Origin of the sequence: Xanthomonas campestris pv. badrii (assembly GCF_012848175.1) — a bacterium.
Classification (GTDB): Bacteria; Pseudomonadota; Gammaproteobacteria; order Xanthomonadales; family Xanthomonadaceae; genus Xanthomonas; species Xanthomonas campestris_C.
Genome location: NZ_CP051651.1, coordinates 1,591,445 through 1,607,187, shown reverse-complemented (window position 1 = coordinate 1,607,187; position 15,743 = coordinate 1,591,445). Strand labels below are relative to the sequence as shown.

12 protein-coding genes and 1 pseudogene are annotated in these 15,743 nt (G+C 66.9%); 5 read left to right on the top strand and 8 right to left on the bottom strand.

The window, feature by feature from the left end; all coding sequences use genetic code 11:
* Positions 1–36: 36 nt before the first annotated feature.
* Positions 37–279 carry a hypothetical protein gene (locus HG421_RS06840; protein ID WP_169705775.1) on the bottom strand — a complete coding sequence of 81 codons (243 nt, stop codon included), beginning with the start codon at positions 277–279 and terminating at the stop codon, positions 37–39.
* Between the two features lie 161 nt (positions 280–440).
* Between HG421_RS06840 and parE the strand changes: the two genes are divergently transcribed.
* Complete coding sequence (gene parE / locus HG421_RS06835) at positions 441–2,330, top strand: DNA topoisomerase IV subunit B (RefSeq protein WP_169705774.1); 1,890 nt, start codon at positions 441–443, stop codon at positions 2,328–2,330.
* A gap of 218 nt (positions 2,331–2,548) precedes the next feature.
* Here the strand turns inward: parE and HG421_RS06830 are convergent, their stop codons facing one another.
* From HG421_RS06830 to HG421_RS06820, 3 genes are all read right to left on the bottom strand, one after another.
* Entirely contained in the window at positions 2,549–3,310 is a 762-nt protein-coding gene (locus HG421_RS06830) for a YdcF family protein (RefSeq protein WP_169705773.1), read from the bottom strand.
* Between the two features lie 108 nt (positions 3,311–3,418).
* A complete protein-coding gene (locus HG421_RS06825) occupies positions 3,419–4,546 on the bottom strand; it encodes an inorganic phosphate transporter (RefSeq protein WP_169705772.1) in 1,128 nt (375 codons plus the stop codon).
* Between the two features lie 9 nt (positions 4,547–4,555).
* Positions 4,556–5,182, bottom strand: coding sequence for a DUF47 domain-containing protein (locus tag HG421_RS06820; RefSeq protein ID WP_039412104.1), 627 nt, complete (start codon positions 5,180–5,182; stop codon positions 4,556–4,558).
* 272 nt (positions 5,183–5,454) lie between these two features.
* Between HG421_RS06820 and HG421_RS06815 the strand changes: the two genes are divergently transcribed.
* Together HG421_RS06815 and HG421_RS06810 are read left to right on the top strand one after the other, a co-directional pair.
* Positions 5,455–6,795: a hemolysin family protein gene (locus HG421_RS06815; protein ID WP_169705771.1), complete on the top strand. Its 1,341-nt coding sequence runs from the start codon at positions 5,455–5,457 to the stop codon at positions 6,793–6,795.
* Positions 6,779–7,450 (top strand): exopolysaccharide biosynthesis protein, encoded by a 672-nt coding sequence (locus HG421_RS06810; protein ID WP_169705770.1) that lies wholly within the window; start codon positions 6,779–6,781, stop codon positions 7,448–7,450. The genes HG421_RS06815 and HG421_RS06810 overlap by 17 nt, the downstream gene beginning before the upstream one ends.
* A 269-nt stretch (positions 7,451–7,719) precedes the next feature.
* Here HG421_RS06810 and HG421_RS06805 read toward each other — a convergent pair whose 3' ends face one another.
* The 4 genes from HG421_RS06805 to HG421_RS06790 all read right to left on the bottom strand — a co-directional run bounded on the left by HG421_RS06805 (position 7,720) and on the right by HG421_RS06790 (position 12,447).
* Entirely contained in the window at positions 7,720–8,220 is a 501-nt protein-coding gene (locus HG421_RS06805; protein ID WP_169705769.1) for a pyridoxamine 5'-phosphate oxidase family protein, read from the bottom strand.
* A 60-nt stretch (positions 8,221–8,280) separates the two neighbouring features.
* Positions 8,281–9,282: an LLM class flavin-dependent oxidoreductase gene (locus HG421_RS06800; RefSeq protein ID WP_169705768.1), complete on the bottom strand. Its 1,002-nt coding sequence runs from the start codon at positions 9,280–9,282 to the stop codon at positions 8,281–8,283.
* Positions 9,283–9,608: 326 nt separating this feature from the next.
* The gene (locus tag HG421_RS06795; RefSeq protein WP_169705767.1) at positions 9,609–11,333 is read right to left on the bottom strand and encodes an ATP-binding cassette domain-containing protein; all 1,725 of its coding nucleotides are present in this window, start codon (positions 11,331–11,333) and stop codon (positions 9,609–9,611) included.
* 58 nt (positions 11,334–11,391) lie between these two features.
* On the bottom strand, positions 11,392–12,447 hold the full coding sequence (locus tag HG421_RS06790) for a serine kinase (RefSeq protein WP_169705766.1): 1,056 nt from the start codon (positions 12,445–12,447) through the stop codon (positions 11,392–11,394).
* Between the two features lie 155 nt (positions 12,448–12,602).
* On the opposite strand from HG421_RS06790, the pseudogene HG421_RS06785 reads away from it, so the two are divergent.
* Positions 12,603–14,157: pseudogene (locus HG421_RS06785) on the top strand (B12-binding domain-containing radical SAM protein).
* A 217-nt stretch (positions 14,158–14,374) separates the two neighbouring features.
* Positions 14,375–15,589 carry a nucleotidyltransferase family protein gene (locus HG421_RS06780; RefSeq protein ID WP_169705764.1) on the top strand — a complete coding sequence of 405 codons (1,215 nt, stop codon included), beginning with the start codon at positions 14,375–14,377 and terminating at the stop codon, positions 15,587–15,589.
* Positions 15,590–15,743 lie beyond the last annotated feature (154 nt).

Here is a 15,743-nt window from a genome sequence, read left to right as displayed (position 1 = left end):
GGGGCGTCCATGCTGCGAGCTGCCGGTGCGCGAGGCTCAGCGCGCCGGCTTTTCCTCTTCTTCTTCCTCGCGCGGCGCGCTGTCGGCCTTGGGCTTCTGCGCGGCAGCGGCGGCACGGCGCTCGGCCTTGCGCTCGGCTTCGGTCTTGGCCTTGGCGTCGTCGGCTTTTTGCGTGGTGGCGCCCTGCCCGGTCTGCTGCGGGGCGGCCTGGGCCAGCGCCGGCAATGCCGCCACGGCGGCCGCACCCAGGGTGAGCATCAGAATGTGTTTGAGCTTCATGGTGTCCTCCGGTTCGGTCACATCCTCAGGTGGGGACGTTCGGTTCCGAAACCAACGCCAGGGTAGCCACGCCCACCCAGCCCTGCACTGAACGCCTGCCGCGTGCAAAAAGTCGCCCCAGCCCGCACACTTGCGCGTCGTTTCACGTGCCAACGAGATGCATGAACACCCGTTATAACGCCGCCGATATTGAAGTGCTGTCGGGCCTGGACCCGGTCAAACGCCGCCCGGGCATGTACACCGACACCGCGCGCCCGAACCATCTGGCGCAGGAAGTGATCGACAACTCCGTCGACGAGGCGCTCGCCGGCCACGCCAAGCAGGTCGAAGTGACCCTGTACAAGGATGGCAGCTGCGAGGTGTCCGACGACGGCCGCGGCATGCCGGTGGACATCCATCCGGAAGAGAAGATTCCGGGCGTGGAACTGATCCTGACCCGCCTGCATGCCGGCGGCAAGTTCAGCAACCGCAACTACACCTTCTCCGGCGGCCTGCACGGCGTGGGCGTGAGCGTGGTCAATGCGCTCTCGACCAAGGTCGAGCTGTTCATCAAGCGCGAAGGCAGCGAGCACCGCATGGAGTTCCGCGACGGCAACGCCGCCTCCAAGCTCGAAGTGGTCGGCACGGTGGGCAAGAAGAACACCGGCACGCGACTGCGCTTCTGGGCCGATCCGAAGTATTTCGACACGCCCAAATTCAATGTGCGTGCGCTGCGCCACCTGCTGCGCGCCAAGGCGGTGCTGTGCCCAGGGTTGACCGTCAAGTTGCATGACGAGGCCACCGGCGAACAGGACAGCTGGTATTTCGAAAATGGCCTGCGCGACTACCTCAAGGGGGAGATGGCCCAGCACGAGTTGCTGCCGGCCGAGTTGTTCGTGGGCAGCCTGAAGAAAGACACCGAGGTCGTGGACTGGGCCGCGGCCTGGGTGCCGGAAGGCGAGCTGGTACAGGAAAGCTACGTCAACCTGATCCCCACCGCGCAGCACGGCACCCACGTCAACGGCCTGCGTTCGGGCCTGACCGATGCGTTGCGCGAGTTCTGCGACTTCCGCGACCTGCTGCCGCGCGGGGTCAAGCTGGCGCCGGAAGACGTATGGGACCGGGTCACCTTCGTGCTCAGCCTGAAGATGACCGACCCGCAGTTCTCCGGGCAGACCAAGGAGCGGCTGTCCTCGCGCCAGGCCGCCGGCTTCATCGAAGGCGCCGCACACGATGCCTTCAGCCTGTATCTCAATCAGAATGTGGAGATCGGCGAGAAGATCGCGCAGATCGCCATCGACCGCGCCAGCGCACGGTTGAAGACCGAAAAGCAGATCGTCCGCAAGAAGGTCACCCAGGGCCCGGCCCTGCCCGGCAAGCTGGCCGATTGCATCAGCCAGGACCTGTCGCGCACCGAGCTGTTCCTGGTGGAAGGCGATTCGGCCGGCGGTTCGGCCAAGCAGGCGCGCGACAAGGACTTCCAGGCGATCCTGCCGCTGCGCGGCAAGATCCTCAACACCTGGGAAGTGGCCTCCGGCAGCGTGCTCGCCTCGGAGGAAGTGCACAACCTGGCGATCGCGATCGGCTGCGATCCGGGCAAGGACGACATCACCGGGCTGCGCTACGGCAAGGTGGTGATCCTGGCCGACGCCGACTCCGATGGCCTGCATATCGCCACGCTGCTGACCGCGCTGTTCCTGCAGCATTTCCCCGCATTGGTTGCCGCCGGCCACGTGTTCGTGGCGATGCCGCCGCTGTTCCGCGTGGACGTGGGCAAGCAGGTGTTCTACGCGCTGGACGAAGAGGAAAAGACCACGCTGCTGGACAAGATCGCGCGCGAGAAGATGAAGGGCCAGATCAGCGTGACCCGCTTCAAGGGCCTGGGCGAGATGAATCCGCAGCAGTTGCGCGAATCCACCATCCATCCGGATACGCGCCGCCTGGTGCAGCTGACCATCGACGACGGCGAGCAGACCCGTTCGCTGATGGACATGCTGCTGGCCAAGAAGCGCGCAAGCGACCGCAAGCAGTGGCTGGAAACCAAGGGCGATTTGGCGTCGCTGGAAGTTTGAGAACCCGGAAGCTTTGAGAGCCCCTCTCCCCTCGGGGCGAGAAGGCACCGGTTGCGCGCTACTGGCGCGCGTGCCTTGGAGCGCCTGCGCTGCGAGCGCGGGCCGGGGCTCCGCATGGCTGCCGTCAAACTGGAAGTGGCAAGCACCGTCGCAAGCACATCACCCGAGCAGACCCGTCAGCGCACCAGCTGTTACGAATCCCGACTCCCGACTCCCACTCACAACGCCCCAGGCTCGCTAGCCTCCACGTTCCACCCCAACCACTGGTAGACCTGATAGCGCGCGATGCCCAGGTACTCGTGCAGGGCGACATCGGCCAGGGTGAAGTTGTAGCTCTGCGGCAGGATCGACCACGAGGCGGTCAGCCAGTCGGCGCGTACCGGCACCGCATCGATGCCGAAGTGGCGGAAGTACAGTTCGGCGCGGCGCAGGTGGGTGGCCGACGACACCAGCACGATGCGATCGGGCCGATGCGCGCGCAGCAGCGGCTGGCTGAACTGGGCGTTCTGCCAGGTGTTCATGCTGGACGGTTCCATGATCAGGTCCGCGCGGTCGATGCCCAGCCCCATCAGCACACGTTGGTAGACCACCGCTTCGGACAGGCCAAGGCCTCGCGCATCGCCGCCGCTGATCTCGATCTTGCAGTCGCCGCCACCACGATGGCACTGCTGGTACAGCCGTGCCGCCTCGACGATGCGGCCATACGCAAACAGGTTGGCCTCGGCCACCGCATCCGGGCCCTCCGGCCGCACGGTGCCGGCGCCGAGCAGCACGATGACGTTGCGCGCACCCCATGCATTGAAATCGTTGACCCCGGTGCGCTGCAGGTGTTGCAACATCCACGATGGCAGCGGTCCGCATCCCACCGCCAGCACCAGTGCCAGCGTGAGCGCGCCCAGCGTGCGCGAAAACCGCCGCAGCCCGCGGCGGTCGATCAACCAGGCAAGCCCGAACAACACGCACACCAATGCCAGCATCATCGAAGAAGGGTCTCGCTCAGGGCGCGCCGGCGATCGCGCTGCACGCGGACGGCCGGCACCAATGGCACTGCATCGTGATCACGGCGCATGACCGCACCGCGACACCACTCATGTCCAGCCGAACAGTTCGAAGGCGCGCAGGATCAGGTACGCCACGCCGCCGGCAGCGGGAATGGTGAGGATCCACGCCCAGACGATGCGCTCGATCACGCCCAGGCGCAGCGAACGCGGATTTTTGGCAAAGCCCACACCCATGATGGCGGTGGAGATGCTGTGGGTGGTGGACACCGGCATGCCGAAATGCGCGGCCATGGTCAGCACCGTGGCCGAGCTGGTTTCGGCGGCGAAGCCATGGATGGGATGCAGCTTGACCATCTTGTGGCCGAGCGTCTTGATGATCTTCCAGCCGCCCGACGCGGTACCCGCCGCCATCACCACTGCGCAGGTCAGCACGATCCACATCGGGATGCCGTCGCCGGCCGCAAGGCCAGTGCCAGGATGCAGGAACGCCAGCCAGCCGGGCAGATCGTCCAGCGCGCCGGCCGACTGCGCGCCGATCAGGGTCATGGCGATGATGCCCATGGTCTTCTGCGCATCGTTGTGGCCGTGGGCGTAACCCATGTACGCGGCCGAGGCGATCTGCGCCTTGCCGAAGAAGGCGTTGACCCAGCGCGGCCTTGCCAGCCGCCCGATCGGGCCGCCCAGCCTGGACATGCCGGCGATGATCGCCCACAGCAGCACCATCACCACGATGCCGAGCAGGAAACCGGCGATCGGCGAGGTGACCATCGGCACGAACACCTTCCACAACAGGCCCTTGTTCTTGGCCCAGTTGCCGATGTTCTCCGACCAGATCAAGGCATCCCAGTTGTTGTGCGCGGCGGCCAGGCCGGCGCCGCACAGGCCACCGATCAGCGCATGCGAGGACGACGAGGGCAGGCCCTTCCACCAGGTGATCAGGTTCCAGATGATGCCGCCCAGCAGCGCGCACAGGATCACCTGCGGGGTGACGTCCACCACGTTGGTGTTGAGCAGGCCCGAAGCGATGGTCAGCGCCACTGCGGTACCGGTGAGGGCGCCGATCAGGTTCATGCCGGCCGCCAGCATCACCGCCCAGCCCGGCGAGAGCACCTTGGTGGCGACGACGGTGGCGATGGAGTTGGCGGTGTCGTGGAAGCCGTTGATGAACTCGAACACCAGCGCGGCCAGGATCACCACCAGAACAAGGGTAAGCACGCGGCGGCCTCAGCTGTTCTTCAACACGATCTGGTACACCACCACCCCCGCCTCGCGGCAACGGTCGATGGCTTTTTCCAGGATCTCGAAGAACTCCTTGAGCAGGAACATCTGCAGCGTGTCCAGGCGGCCGGAATAGATGTCGCGGTACAGCTCCAGCATCAGCCGGTCGGCCTCGTTCTCGAGCATGCGCAGCTTGTCGTTGAGCGCGGTCATGCGATCGATGTTCATGCGCGGCAGGTCGTCGACCATTTCCACCACCACCGCGGCCGCCTGTTCCAGCATCGCTGCGCGCGGGGCGAAGTCGATGTGTTCCAGGTGCTGGGTGGCCAGCGAATAGCGGTCGGCGAATTTCTCCACCTGCTTGGGAATCTTGTACAACGCCGAGCCCAGCGCTTCGATGTCTTCGCGCTCGATCGGGGTCATGAAACTGTCCACCAGGGCCTGGCCGATCTTGTCGGAGGCCGCGCGTTCGCGCAGGCGGGCGAGCTTGAAGGCGTCCAGCGCGGGCTGCCGGTCGGACTCGCGCATCATGGCGTGCAAGGCCTTGGTGCTGTCGTAGGCGGCCTGCGCCGCTTCGTTCAGGAGCGAATAGAACTGCTTGCCGGAACCGAAGATGGTCTGCAACGAGAACATGGGTGGAGAACTTCCTGCCGTCGAGGGAGGACGGCACCAAGGGCGAATTATGACCGTTCCATGACCTGTCTGGGTATATCGGTGCCGCCGACCGCCTTCACATCGGCATTTCCCGGCTCGAACCACCCTGTGGTTTGCTACCATGCCCTCGCGCCTTCGGGTGCACCCTATGGAAGACGACCCTAATCCCCCCGCTTGCCGCCCCGCCTCCGTGCGCGCCGGCCATCGCAATGCAACCCCGCCCTCCCCTTCATTGACCGGGGACCGTGCCCGTGGTTGAGTTTCTGATCGTCATCGCCCTGATCGTGTTGAACGGCTTCTTCGCCATGTCGGAGATGTCGCTGATGACCTCGCGCAAGAGCCGCCTGAAGCAGATGGCCGGCTCCAGCAAGCGTGCTGCGCGGGCGCTGGCGCTGGCCGAAAGCCCGGAAAACTTCCTGTCCACGGTCCAGATCGGCATCACCCTGATCGGCATCCTGACCGGCGTGTTCGGTGGCGAGGCGATCGGCGAGGCGATCAGCAACTGGCTGCAGGGGCTGTTCCCCGCGTTGTCGGCCACCTTCGAGCTGGTCGGCAAGCCGCGTCCGTATTCGGTGGTGATCGGCAGCACGCTGGCGGTAGCGCTGATCACCTTCCTGACGCTGATCTTCGGCGAACTGGTCCCCAAGCGACTGGCCCTGCGCAATTCCGAGGACATCGCAGGCGTCGTCGCGGTGCCGATGGCCTGGCTGGCCAGGATTGCCGCGCCCGGCGTGTGGGTGCTGGCGCGCTCCACCCGGCTGGTGCTGCGCCTGTTGGGCATGGGCAAGGACGAATCGGCCTCGGTGACCGAAGAGGAGATCCGCATGCTGGTGGCCGAAAGCCACGAGGCCGGGGTGATCGACGCGCACGAGCGCGACATGATGAACCGCGTGATGCGGCTGGGCGACCGCACCGCCGACAGCCTGATGACCCCGCGCAACCGCATCGCCTGGCTGGACGCCAACGCCGAGCCGGAACGCAACCTGGCAGTCATGCGCGAACACGAATTCTCGCGCTATCCGGTGTATCGCGGCAGCGACCAGGACATCGCCGGCGTGCTGGAAGTCAAATCGCTGGTCACGCGCCTGGATGGGCATGGCGCGCAGCTGTTCCAGGCGCTGCGCGACACGGTGTTCGTGTCCGAATCCACGCATGCGATGAAGTTGCTGGAGATCTTCCGCGAAGAACAGCAGTCGATGGCGCTGGTGGTGGACGAATACGGCGAGATCCGCGGCCTGGTGACCATCAGCGACCTGATGGGCGCGGTGGTCGGGCGTCTGCAGGCTGTGGAAAACACCGACGAGGACGCGCTGGTGGTCACGCGCGCCGACGGCTCGCTGCTGATCGACGGCTCGCTGCCGGTGGAAGAACTGCGCGAAGTGCTGGGCGCCGAATTGCCGGACGCCGAGGATGGCGATTACCACACGCTGGCCGGGCTGTGCATCTATTACTTCGGGCGGATTCCGCAGGCCGGCGAGTTCTTCGACTGGGCCGGCTGGCGCATCGAGATCGTGGACCTGGACGGCGCGCGCGTGGACAAGCTGTTGCTGCGCAGGGTTGGCGACGAGGATGGCGATGACATCGTCGGCTGAGGGTAGGCCGCCGCCCGGGGACGCGGACGAAGAGCAGATGCGCTATCGCAACGAAGGCATCCGCAGCCTGCTGGCGGCCTTCAGCGATGGCGATCCGGAGCAGGTGCTGCGCGTGCGCGAGATTCTGGCCGATCTGCAACAGAGCGCGTTCGGCGTGTTCCTGTTTTTGGCGATCCTGCCCTCGTTCATTCCGATTCCCGGCGTGGCCGGCGGCATCAGCGGCCCGCTGACCGTGTTGATCGGGCTGCAGATGATGTGCTGCCTGCGCAAACCGTGGGTGCCGGGCTTCATTGGCGAACGCGGGCCGCGGCGACGCACCAGCCAGCGCTTCGTGGCCAAGCTTGCGCCCACCCTGCGGCGGCTGGACCGCCTGCTCAAGCCACGCCTGGATGTGCTGCTGGATCGCCTGCCAGCGCAGGTGTTTAGCGGGTTGCTGCTGGTGTTGGTCGGCATCCTGCTGACGTTGCCGATTCCGTTCACCAACTATCTTTTCGGGCTGATCCTGCTGTTGTTCGCGCTGGCCTTGCTGGAACGCGACGGCGCGCTGCTGCTGGCCGGCTGGGCGGCGGCGTTGATCTCGGTGGCCGTGTTCGGCGTGACCTCGGATCAGCTGGTGGACCTGATTGTCGGCTGGTGGCCGGTGGCCTGGCGATAAGGCCGGAGGGGGCACGTGGTTGTAGCGTCCTTGCCTGCATGTTTCTTGGCGCTGCGCGTGTTTGGGTTACCCGGTGCTGAGCTGTACGCAGGGGATGTTGTTGGGCGGGTTGCTGCAGTTGGTCCAGCTAGCCTCAAAACGCAGGCTATCGGTGTTTGTTGCAGTTCCGTACCCTCACCCCAACCCCTCTCCCGACGGGAGAGGGGCTATATCCGCTATGCGGTGCTAGCAGCCGATTCAGCGCTTACCGGCGGTGGCCCGTTGGTGCCTTACTTCAGATCGACCACGCGGTTGTCGGACAGGCTGCCGGTGTCGTCGGTGACGGCGGTCATGACGAAATACAGCGCCTTGCCGAGCAGGCCGCTGGGGCCGTCCCAGTATTCGGCCGATTCGGCGCGTACATGGATCAGGCGCAAGCTTGGGTCGTCCTTGCCGCCGGGGAAAAACACCTTCATCGCCGGTGACCACAGTTGCTCGATCTTGGCGCGGTCGTGCACCACCTGCGCGGTGCCGGCCACCGACACATAGGTATTCTTCGATGCCGAGGCGTAGGCCACGTTGACGCGCGGATCGGCGGCGATTTCTGCCACCTTCGGGCTGTCGGCGGCGGTGGCGAACCACAGGTCGCCATCGAACTCGACTTCCTGCGTGCCCAGCGGGCGGCTCACCAGCTTGCCGTCGGCCGAGACGGTGGTGAACATGGCGATGTCCACCCCGCGGATCAATTCGGCCAGCTGCTTGATGCTCTCGCTGCGTTCGTGAAGTTGCATGCGTGCCTTCCTGATGGATGTGCACGCATCTGAGCGGATTGCCGCGCAAAGCGACGTGAATCACGCAGTGGTCACGTCCAGCTCGCGCACTGCGGCGGCAGCGATTTCGAACGAGCGCAAACGTGCGCTGTGCTCGTAGATGTTGGCGGTGAACAGCAACTCGTCGGGCGCATGCCGCTCGATGAAGGCCGCCACGCCCTGCGCCACCTGCTCTGCGTCGCCCAGCACCGTGCACGCAAGCGCGCGCTCCACGCCGGCGCGCTCGTGCGGCTGCCAGAAACTGTCGATGTCGTCGATCGGCGCTGGAATCTTGCCCGGCTTGCCGCGCCGCAGATTGACGAAGCTCTGCTGCTGGGTGGTGAACAGCCGGCGTGCCTGCGCCTGCGTTTCGGCGGCCACCACATTCAAGGCCAGCATGACATGCGGCTTGGCCAACTGCGCCGACGGGCGGAATTCGCGGCGGTAGATCGCCACCGCTTCATCCATCGCGTCGGGCGCGAAATGCGAGGCGAAGGCAAACGACAATCCCATGGCCGCCGCCAGCCGTGCACTGAACAGGCTGGAACCCAGCAGCCACACCGGCACGTCGAGGCCGGCACCGGGGACGGCCTGCACCAGCTGCCCCGGCACGGCCGGCGCGAAGTAGCGCAGCAACTCGGCCACGTCCTGCGGGAACTGGTCGGCGCTGTCGAAATACCGGCGCAGCGCGCGTGCGGTGGGCTGGTCGGTGCCGGGCGCGCGCCCCAGGCCCAGGTCGATACGGTGCGGATACAGCGAGGCCAGCGTGCCGAACTGTTCGGCCACCTGCAGCGGCGCATGGTTGGGCAGCATGATGCCGCCGGCGCCGACGCGAATGGTCTTGGTGCCGCCGGCCACGTGGCCGATCAGCACCGCGGTGGCGGCGCTGGCGATCCCCGGCATGTTGTGGTGTTCGGCCAGCCAGTAGCGCTGATAACCCCAACGCTCGGCGTGCTGCGCTAGGTCCAGCATGTTGGCAAAGGCGTGGGTGGTGTCGCTGCCTTCGCAGACCGGCGCCAGATCGAGCACGGAAATGGGGGTCATGGAATGACTCCGGATCAAAGAGGATGCATAGGAGATGGGGCCGACCGGTGGCTTTGCCAGTCGCCTTGCGGCCGCTGCGCAGGATTACAGCATTCCAGCAATCGAACAGCGGAGCGGACAGCCAGCGACCTCGGCCGTGCACGAAGGATGTGCAATACGCCCATGCTCCCCGTCAAGCAAAGATCTGCCGGCCGCTGGCTATGCCGGCGTTCACCTGGCTGCACGATACGATCGTGGCGAGCGTGATCGCGGTGTTCGGGCCGCGGACACGCAATCGCGCGCTGGAAGAGATCGCCGGCTGAGCGCTGTATGGAGAGGCGGCGCGATCAGGCGCCGCGGCGGGTCGCCATGGCCGTGACCCTGCCCTGCGCCTGCGCAACCGCTGCGCCGCCCAGCGCAACCGTGCGATCGGCCACCGCGGCCAGACTGGTGCGGTGCGACACCACCACCAAGGCAGTCTGCGGCAAGCGCTGCCGCAGGGTCACCAGGACCTGCTGTTCGGCGTCCGCATCGAGGGCGCTGGTGGCCTCGTCCAGCACCGCCAGGGTCGGGGCGCGCAACAACACCTGCGCCAGCAGCAGCCGTTGCAACTCACCGCCGGACAGGCGGCCGTCCTGCCCATTGATGACGGTGTCCAGGCCCTGCCCCTCGCGTTGCAGCCGTGCGCCCAGGCCGACATCGCACAGCACGTCCCACATGCGCTCATCGGGCGTCCCCGGCAGCGCCCAGTCCAGGCACTCGCGCACGTTGCGTTGCCACGGCCGCACGGCCTGACTGACATAGGCGCTATGGCGGATCAGCTGTCGATAGGCGGCAAAATCCAGCCGACGCCCGCTCAGATGCGCCTCGAACAGCAGCGGCGGCGTTTGCCCGGACAGCACGTCCATCAGGCTGCTCTTGCCGACGCCGGATGGGCCGACCACCAGGGTCATCTCCCCCGCCGCCAGCAGCAAGCCGTCGATCGCAAGCGCGGGCAGCGGCGGTGCCAGATCGATGCGCTCCAGATGCAGCACGGCCGGCAAACGTTCGACAGCCGCATTCGATGCAGGCGCACCTGCCGTGCCCAGATCCACGTAGCGCCGCCACAGCTGCAGGGCCGGCCAGGCCGAGCGCAACTGCTGCACGCTCTGCCGCGTGGTGACCAGGTACGGCAGCAGGCGGCCGAGCAATAGACTGACCGTGATCAACGCGGCGCGGTCGGCGCCCTGCCACAGGTTGGCGAGCACCAGGATGCCGGCAATGGCAGCCACCGCGGTGAGCTCCAGCACCAGGCGGCTGGCGGCCACCAGTTCCTGCTGCTGCGCGTATCCGCTTCCCAGGCGGGCGGACATGTGCTCGTACTGCCCGGTTTCCACCGCTTCGCGCTGAAACGAGCGCACATGGCGCAGGCGGCGCGGGAAGTCCTCGCTCAACCAGAACAGCTGGGTCATGTCGGCGACGTAGTCGCGGCTGATGCGCGCCTGTACATCGCTGCGGGAGATGCGCAGCCCCAGCCATGCCAGCAGCGCGAGCAGCGGTGTCGCAAGCAGCAACGCAGGCACGATCAACACCGCCACGCACACGCTGACCAGTGCGGTGATGCCGGCCACCAGCAGCTGCAACACCGCGCTGAACCCTTGTGTTGCGATTTCGATGTTGTAGGTCAGCACGTTGGCGATTTCCGCCGAACTGGCGCCCGACAAGGCCGGCAGCGGCGCATCCATCAGCGCCGCATGCACGCGCCGGCGCAGGCCCAGCGCATAACGGCTGGTCAGGCGTGCGGCCAGCCGCGCGCCGTGCCAACGCAACAGCGCGAACAGCACGCTGACGAGCACAAACACGCCTGCCTGCACCGGCAGGCCACCGGGCACGGCCAGCCGATAGCCGGCCAGCTGCACGCTGTGGCCGGGTTGCACCAGCGGCAACAGACACACCGCCACGAGGCTGCCGACGAATGCGGCCGCCAGCGACAATGCCACGTACAGTGCGACGGCCGGCCGGTCCGCCGGCACCAGCGTGTCGACGAAGCCATGCAGCACCGCCCGGCTCCGATTGCGTGCGTGCCGGACCATCAGCCGCGCACATCGCCTGCGGTGCCGGCCCGCGCCTGCTGCCGGTCGCGCAGCGGCCTCACTGCAGCACCTGCAGCAGGGCGTCCAGGCAGGCCTGCGGGTGCGCGCCACGGTGCAGGGTGAACATGCCGATACGCTGCACCTGCGCCACGAAGCGTTGCCACCCCGGCTGGCCGGCGGCATAGGGCTGGTCGCGCTGCAGGCACTGCGCGATCTGCGCGGCTGGCACGGGCATCAGGCCGTTGCCCGATGCACTGGCCGGCTGCCTGGACAGCATCACCACGGCACCCAGCTGCAAGGGCGTGGGTGCAAGCGTGGCATGGCCGTGACGAATGTCGACCTCGAACTTTTCCACGCCGCTGCGGCGACGAATGATCGGCGAGGCAGCGATCCAGGCGCGGGTGGGCGCATCGACCAGGCCCAGGGCCTCGGGCCGCAGATGCAGGAAGTTGGCGACGCCGGTGGTCAGCAGGCTGTCCGGGGCCACGAAGACGCCGTCTTCGGCGATGAACTCCAGCCCGTGCAGCAGGCTGTGCAGCGCCAGCGTGGATTTGCCCGCGCCGCTGGCGCCGAGCAGCAGCACGCTGCGGCCGCGCCGGCCCACGCAGGCGCCGTGCAGCGGCACCAGCCCCATGCCACGCGCGGCCAGCAGGAACACCGCAAACTCGATCAGCTCGTAGCGCACGTGGTACGCATGCGCCAGCATGTCCTCCGAGACCACCAGCATGGCGCGGCGCTCCGGGATCGACAGCATCAGGTAGTTGCAGGCATCCATCACGCCACAGACCAGGCCGCCCACTGCATGCGTGCGCACCGGCGGCGGCTCGGCGACCACGCTGCCATGCGCGCGCGGCAGCAGATCCAGGGTGATGTGGAACTGCGGCGCACCCGGCAGGTGATGGGCCGGCAAGCCGGCATAGGCGGCATCGACCAGGGCCAGCAGCGCCGGGCTGTCGCTGTGGAAATGGAACAGCGCACCGAGAATCTGCCGCTGCACGCTGAAGGCACGCGCACGTCGCTCGCCGAACGGGTCCGCCGCCACGGCGGCCTGCGCCGCGTCGCGTGCGCGTTCTTCCAGCGGCTGGTATTGCGCCAACGCAGCCGACTGCGGCATGCCTGTCATCCAATGCACCGATCAGCCGGTGTGTGCCGATTGCGCGCGCAAAGGTTGCATCGCTGTATGCGCTGAACAGTCGTTACCGGTTGCCACTTCGCTCAGCGCAGCAGCGCAACCAAAGACGCCTGTGCGCGCACCTACTGCCGAGCCGAATGCCGGTGTCTGCGCACGCCGCCGCTGCGCGCCACCTGGCGACAGAACGAGAGCCTTGTGCAGATGCTAAAGATCCAGGTCAGTCATTCGTATTTCCTGCGTTACGACCCCAAGCAATGGGAACGCGGCAAGCCATACCCCCCGCTGGCCACCTTGCAGATCGCGGCATTGCTGCGCGAACGCGGGCATGTGCTGAGCCTGTTCGACGCCATGCTGGCCGACGATGTCGAGGACTACGCCGGCGCGCTGCACGATGCGCAACCGGAGCTTGTGGTGTTCTACGAGGACAACTTCAACTTCCTCACCAAGATGTGTCTGAGCCGCATGCGCGAGGCGGCGTGCCGCATGATCGGGCAGGCGCGCGCGGCCGGCTGCCGGGTGTTGGTGGCGGGCTCGGATGCGTCCGACAACCCGGACGCGTTTCTGGCCGCCGGTGCGCACGCGGTCTTGATCGGCGAAGGCATCGCACCGTTGATCGAGTTGATCGAGCGGGTTGAACGCAATCCGCAAATCGACACGCAGGCCTGGTTGTCCGGTGTCGCACGCATCGCCACCAGCGATCCGGCAGCGGTCCGCGCGCATCCGGGTGCACAGCCGCCGGACGCGCGCCTGGGCGGCCTACCCGCCTGGGACCTGGTCGACATGCCGCGCTACCAGCGCTTCTGGCGGGAGCGGCACGGCTATTTCAGCCTGAACATGGCCGCCTCGCGCGGTTGTCCGTTCCGTTGCAACTGGTGCGCCAAGCCGATCTGGGGCAACCACTACACCCGTCGCAATGCCGAGGACGTGGCTGCCGAGATGATCCATCTCAAGCGCAACTTCCAGCCCGATCACCTGTGGATGGCCGACGACATCTTCGGCTTCCATATCGACTGGGTGGAGACGTTTGCGCAGCGCTTGAGCGAGGCCGACGGCGCCATTCCGTTCACCATCCAGACCCGCGCGGATCTGGCCAGCGAGCGCATGGCCGCGGCACTGGCGCGCGCCGGATGTGCGGAGGCCTGGATCGGTGCGGAAAGCGGCAGCCAGCGCATCCTCGACCGGATGACCAAGGGCACCGAGGTGGCCGAGGTGATCGCCGCCCGCCGACGGCTGGGCGCGCATGGAATCCGCGTGGGCTTCTTCATCCAGCTGGGCTATCTGGGCGAAGAACTCGACGACATCCTGGCCACGCGTGCACTGGTGACCCAGGCCAATCCGGACATCATCGGCGTCAGCGTGTCCTATCCGCTGCCGGGCACCAAGTTCTACGAAGAAGTAAAGAACCAGCTCGGCGGCAAGACGCATTGGCAGGACAGCGACGACCTGGCGATGATGTTCCATGGCGCCTACGACTCGGAGTTCTACCGCAGCGTGCGCGATCTGTTGCACACCCAGGTGGACCTGCAGCAGGCGCGGGGCACGATGACGGCAGACGCCGCGGCGCAGGCCTCCGAGCAGCTGGAAGCGCGCTGGTCCGCCTTGATCGCCTCCGAACAGCTACACCGTACCGAGCCGCTGGCCACCCTGGCCGCACGGCCACCACGGCAGCTGGCCACGGTGCTGGTGGGCTAGCGTTTCATGCACTTGCCTGTGGACGCCAAACAGCCGGGTGCGCATGCACGCCATCGCTCGTGCGACCGAGCAGGAGTGCCGCCCCGCCGACGCGCCCGACGCAATCGTGGCGTGCAACAGCGCCATCGTTGCGCCGATACGCCACCACGCAGCACCACCACCGACTCGTAGCATCACCATTACGCCCCGCCCCTTCGACCTCCCGGATCACGCCCGCATGCAGCCTTCGCTTCGCACCATCCGACACGGCCTGCACACGGCCACCGAGCAGCTGGCGCACGAGCTGGCGCAGCCAGGCGACGCTACACCGCAATGGGACCGCCTGCAGTGGCAGCTGGCCGCAGCGGCGGCAGCGGCACATGGCGTGTCGCCGCTATTGCAGCGCCGCTCGTTGTGGCAGAACGCGCAATGGAACAGCTTCCTGAGCGAGCAGCGCGATCATGTCCAAGACCGCCATCGGCGTATCGCGCTGCTGCTGACCCGCATCGACCGCGCCGCGCGCAGCGCCGGCATCGCGCTGGTGGGGTTGAAGGGCACCGCCCTGCATCGGCTGGGCGTCTACCTGCCCGGCGACCGCCCGATGGCGGACATCGACCTGCTGGTGGCGCCCGAAGACGCGCTGGCCATGACTGCGCTGTTGTGCGAACTCGGGTATGAAGCCTCGTTCCAGCAATGGAAGCACCAGGTGTTCAAACCGGTGCAAGGCGAGGCCGTGGCGGGATTGGGCGAACACCGCGATGCGCCCATCAACATCGAAGTGCATACGCGCATCCAGGAACGCCTGCCGGTGCGCAGCGTGGACATCACTGCACGGATCTGGCCGGAACACGCGCAGCCAGGTCTGAACCCCTACCCATCCATTGGCGCCTTGATGTGCCACCTGCTGCTGCACGCAGCCGGAGGCATCTGCCATCGCAGCATCCGGCTGATGCATCTGCACGATCTTGCATTGCTGGCGACCCGCATGGGTCCGCGCGACTGGCAGCAATTATGGGAAGACCCGGCGGCGTCGCCCTGGTGGGCGTTGCCGCCGTTGCGCTTGCTGCAGCGGTACTACCGCGCGGTGGTGCCGGCGCAGGTGATGGCGCGACTGCATGCCGAGTGCCCACCCCTGCTGCGCCTGCGTGCCGGCCGGCAGACCCTGACCACCGCCTCGTGTTCCAACCTGTGGCTGTCGGCCCTGCCCGGGATCGAGTGGTCTGGTTCGTTGCGCGAGGCGCGGCAGTATGTGCGCGAACGCGTGGTGCCGTCGGCAGAAAGCCGCAAGGAGCGTGCCGACATGCTGCACACCCAACTCTGGCTGCAGGATCAGCCATGGGTGCGCCAGACCCAGGCACGCCGGCTGATGACGCGGCTGACCCGCCCGGTCCCGCGCACCGACATGCTGTACGTGGTGCGCGCGGCGCTGGATGGCTATCTGCAGCCGGCGTGAGGCTGGGCCGGCGGCGGCGCGTGTCGCTGCGACGTCACGCATTGATGAACGCGCTAGCCCGGCAGCACCGTTGCCGGAGCATGCGCCGCAATCATGCTGGACACGTGAAACACAGGCGAAGACGCCAGCTCAACACTCCCCGATATGCAGCTGC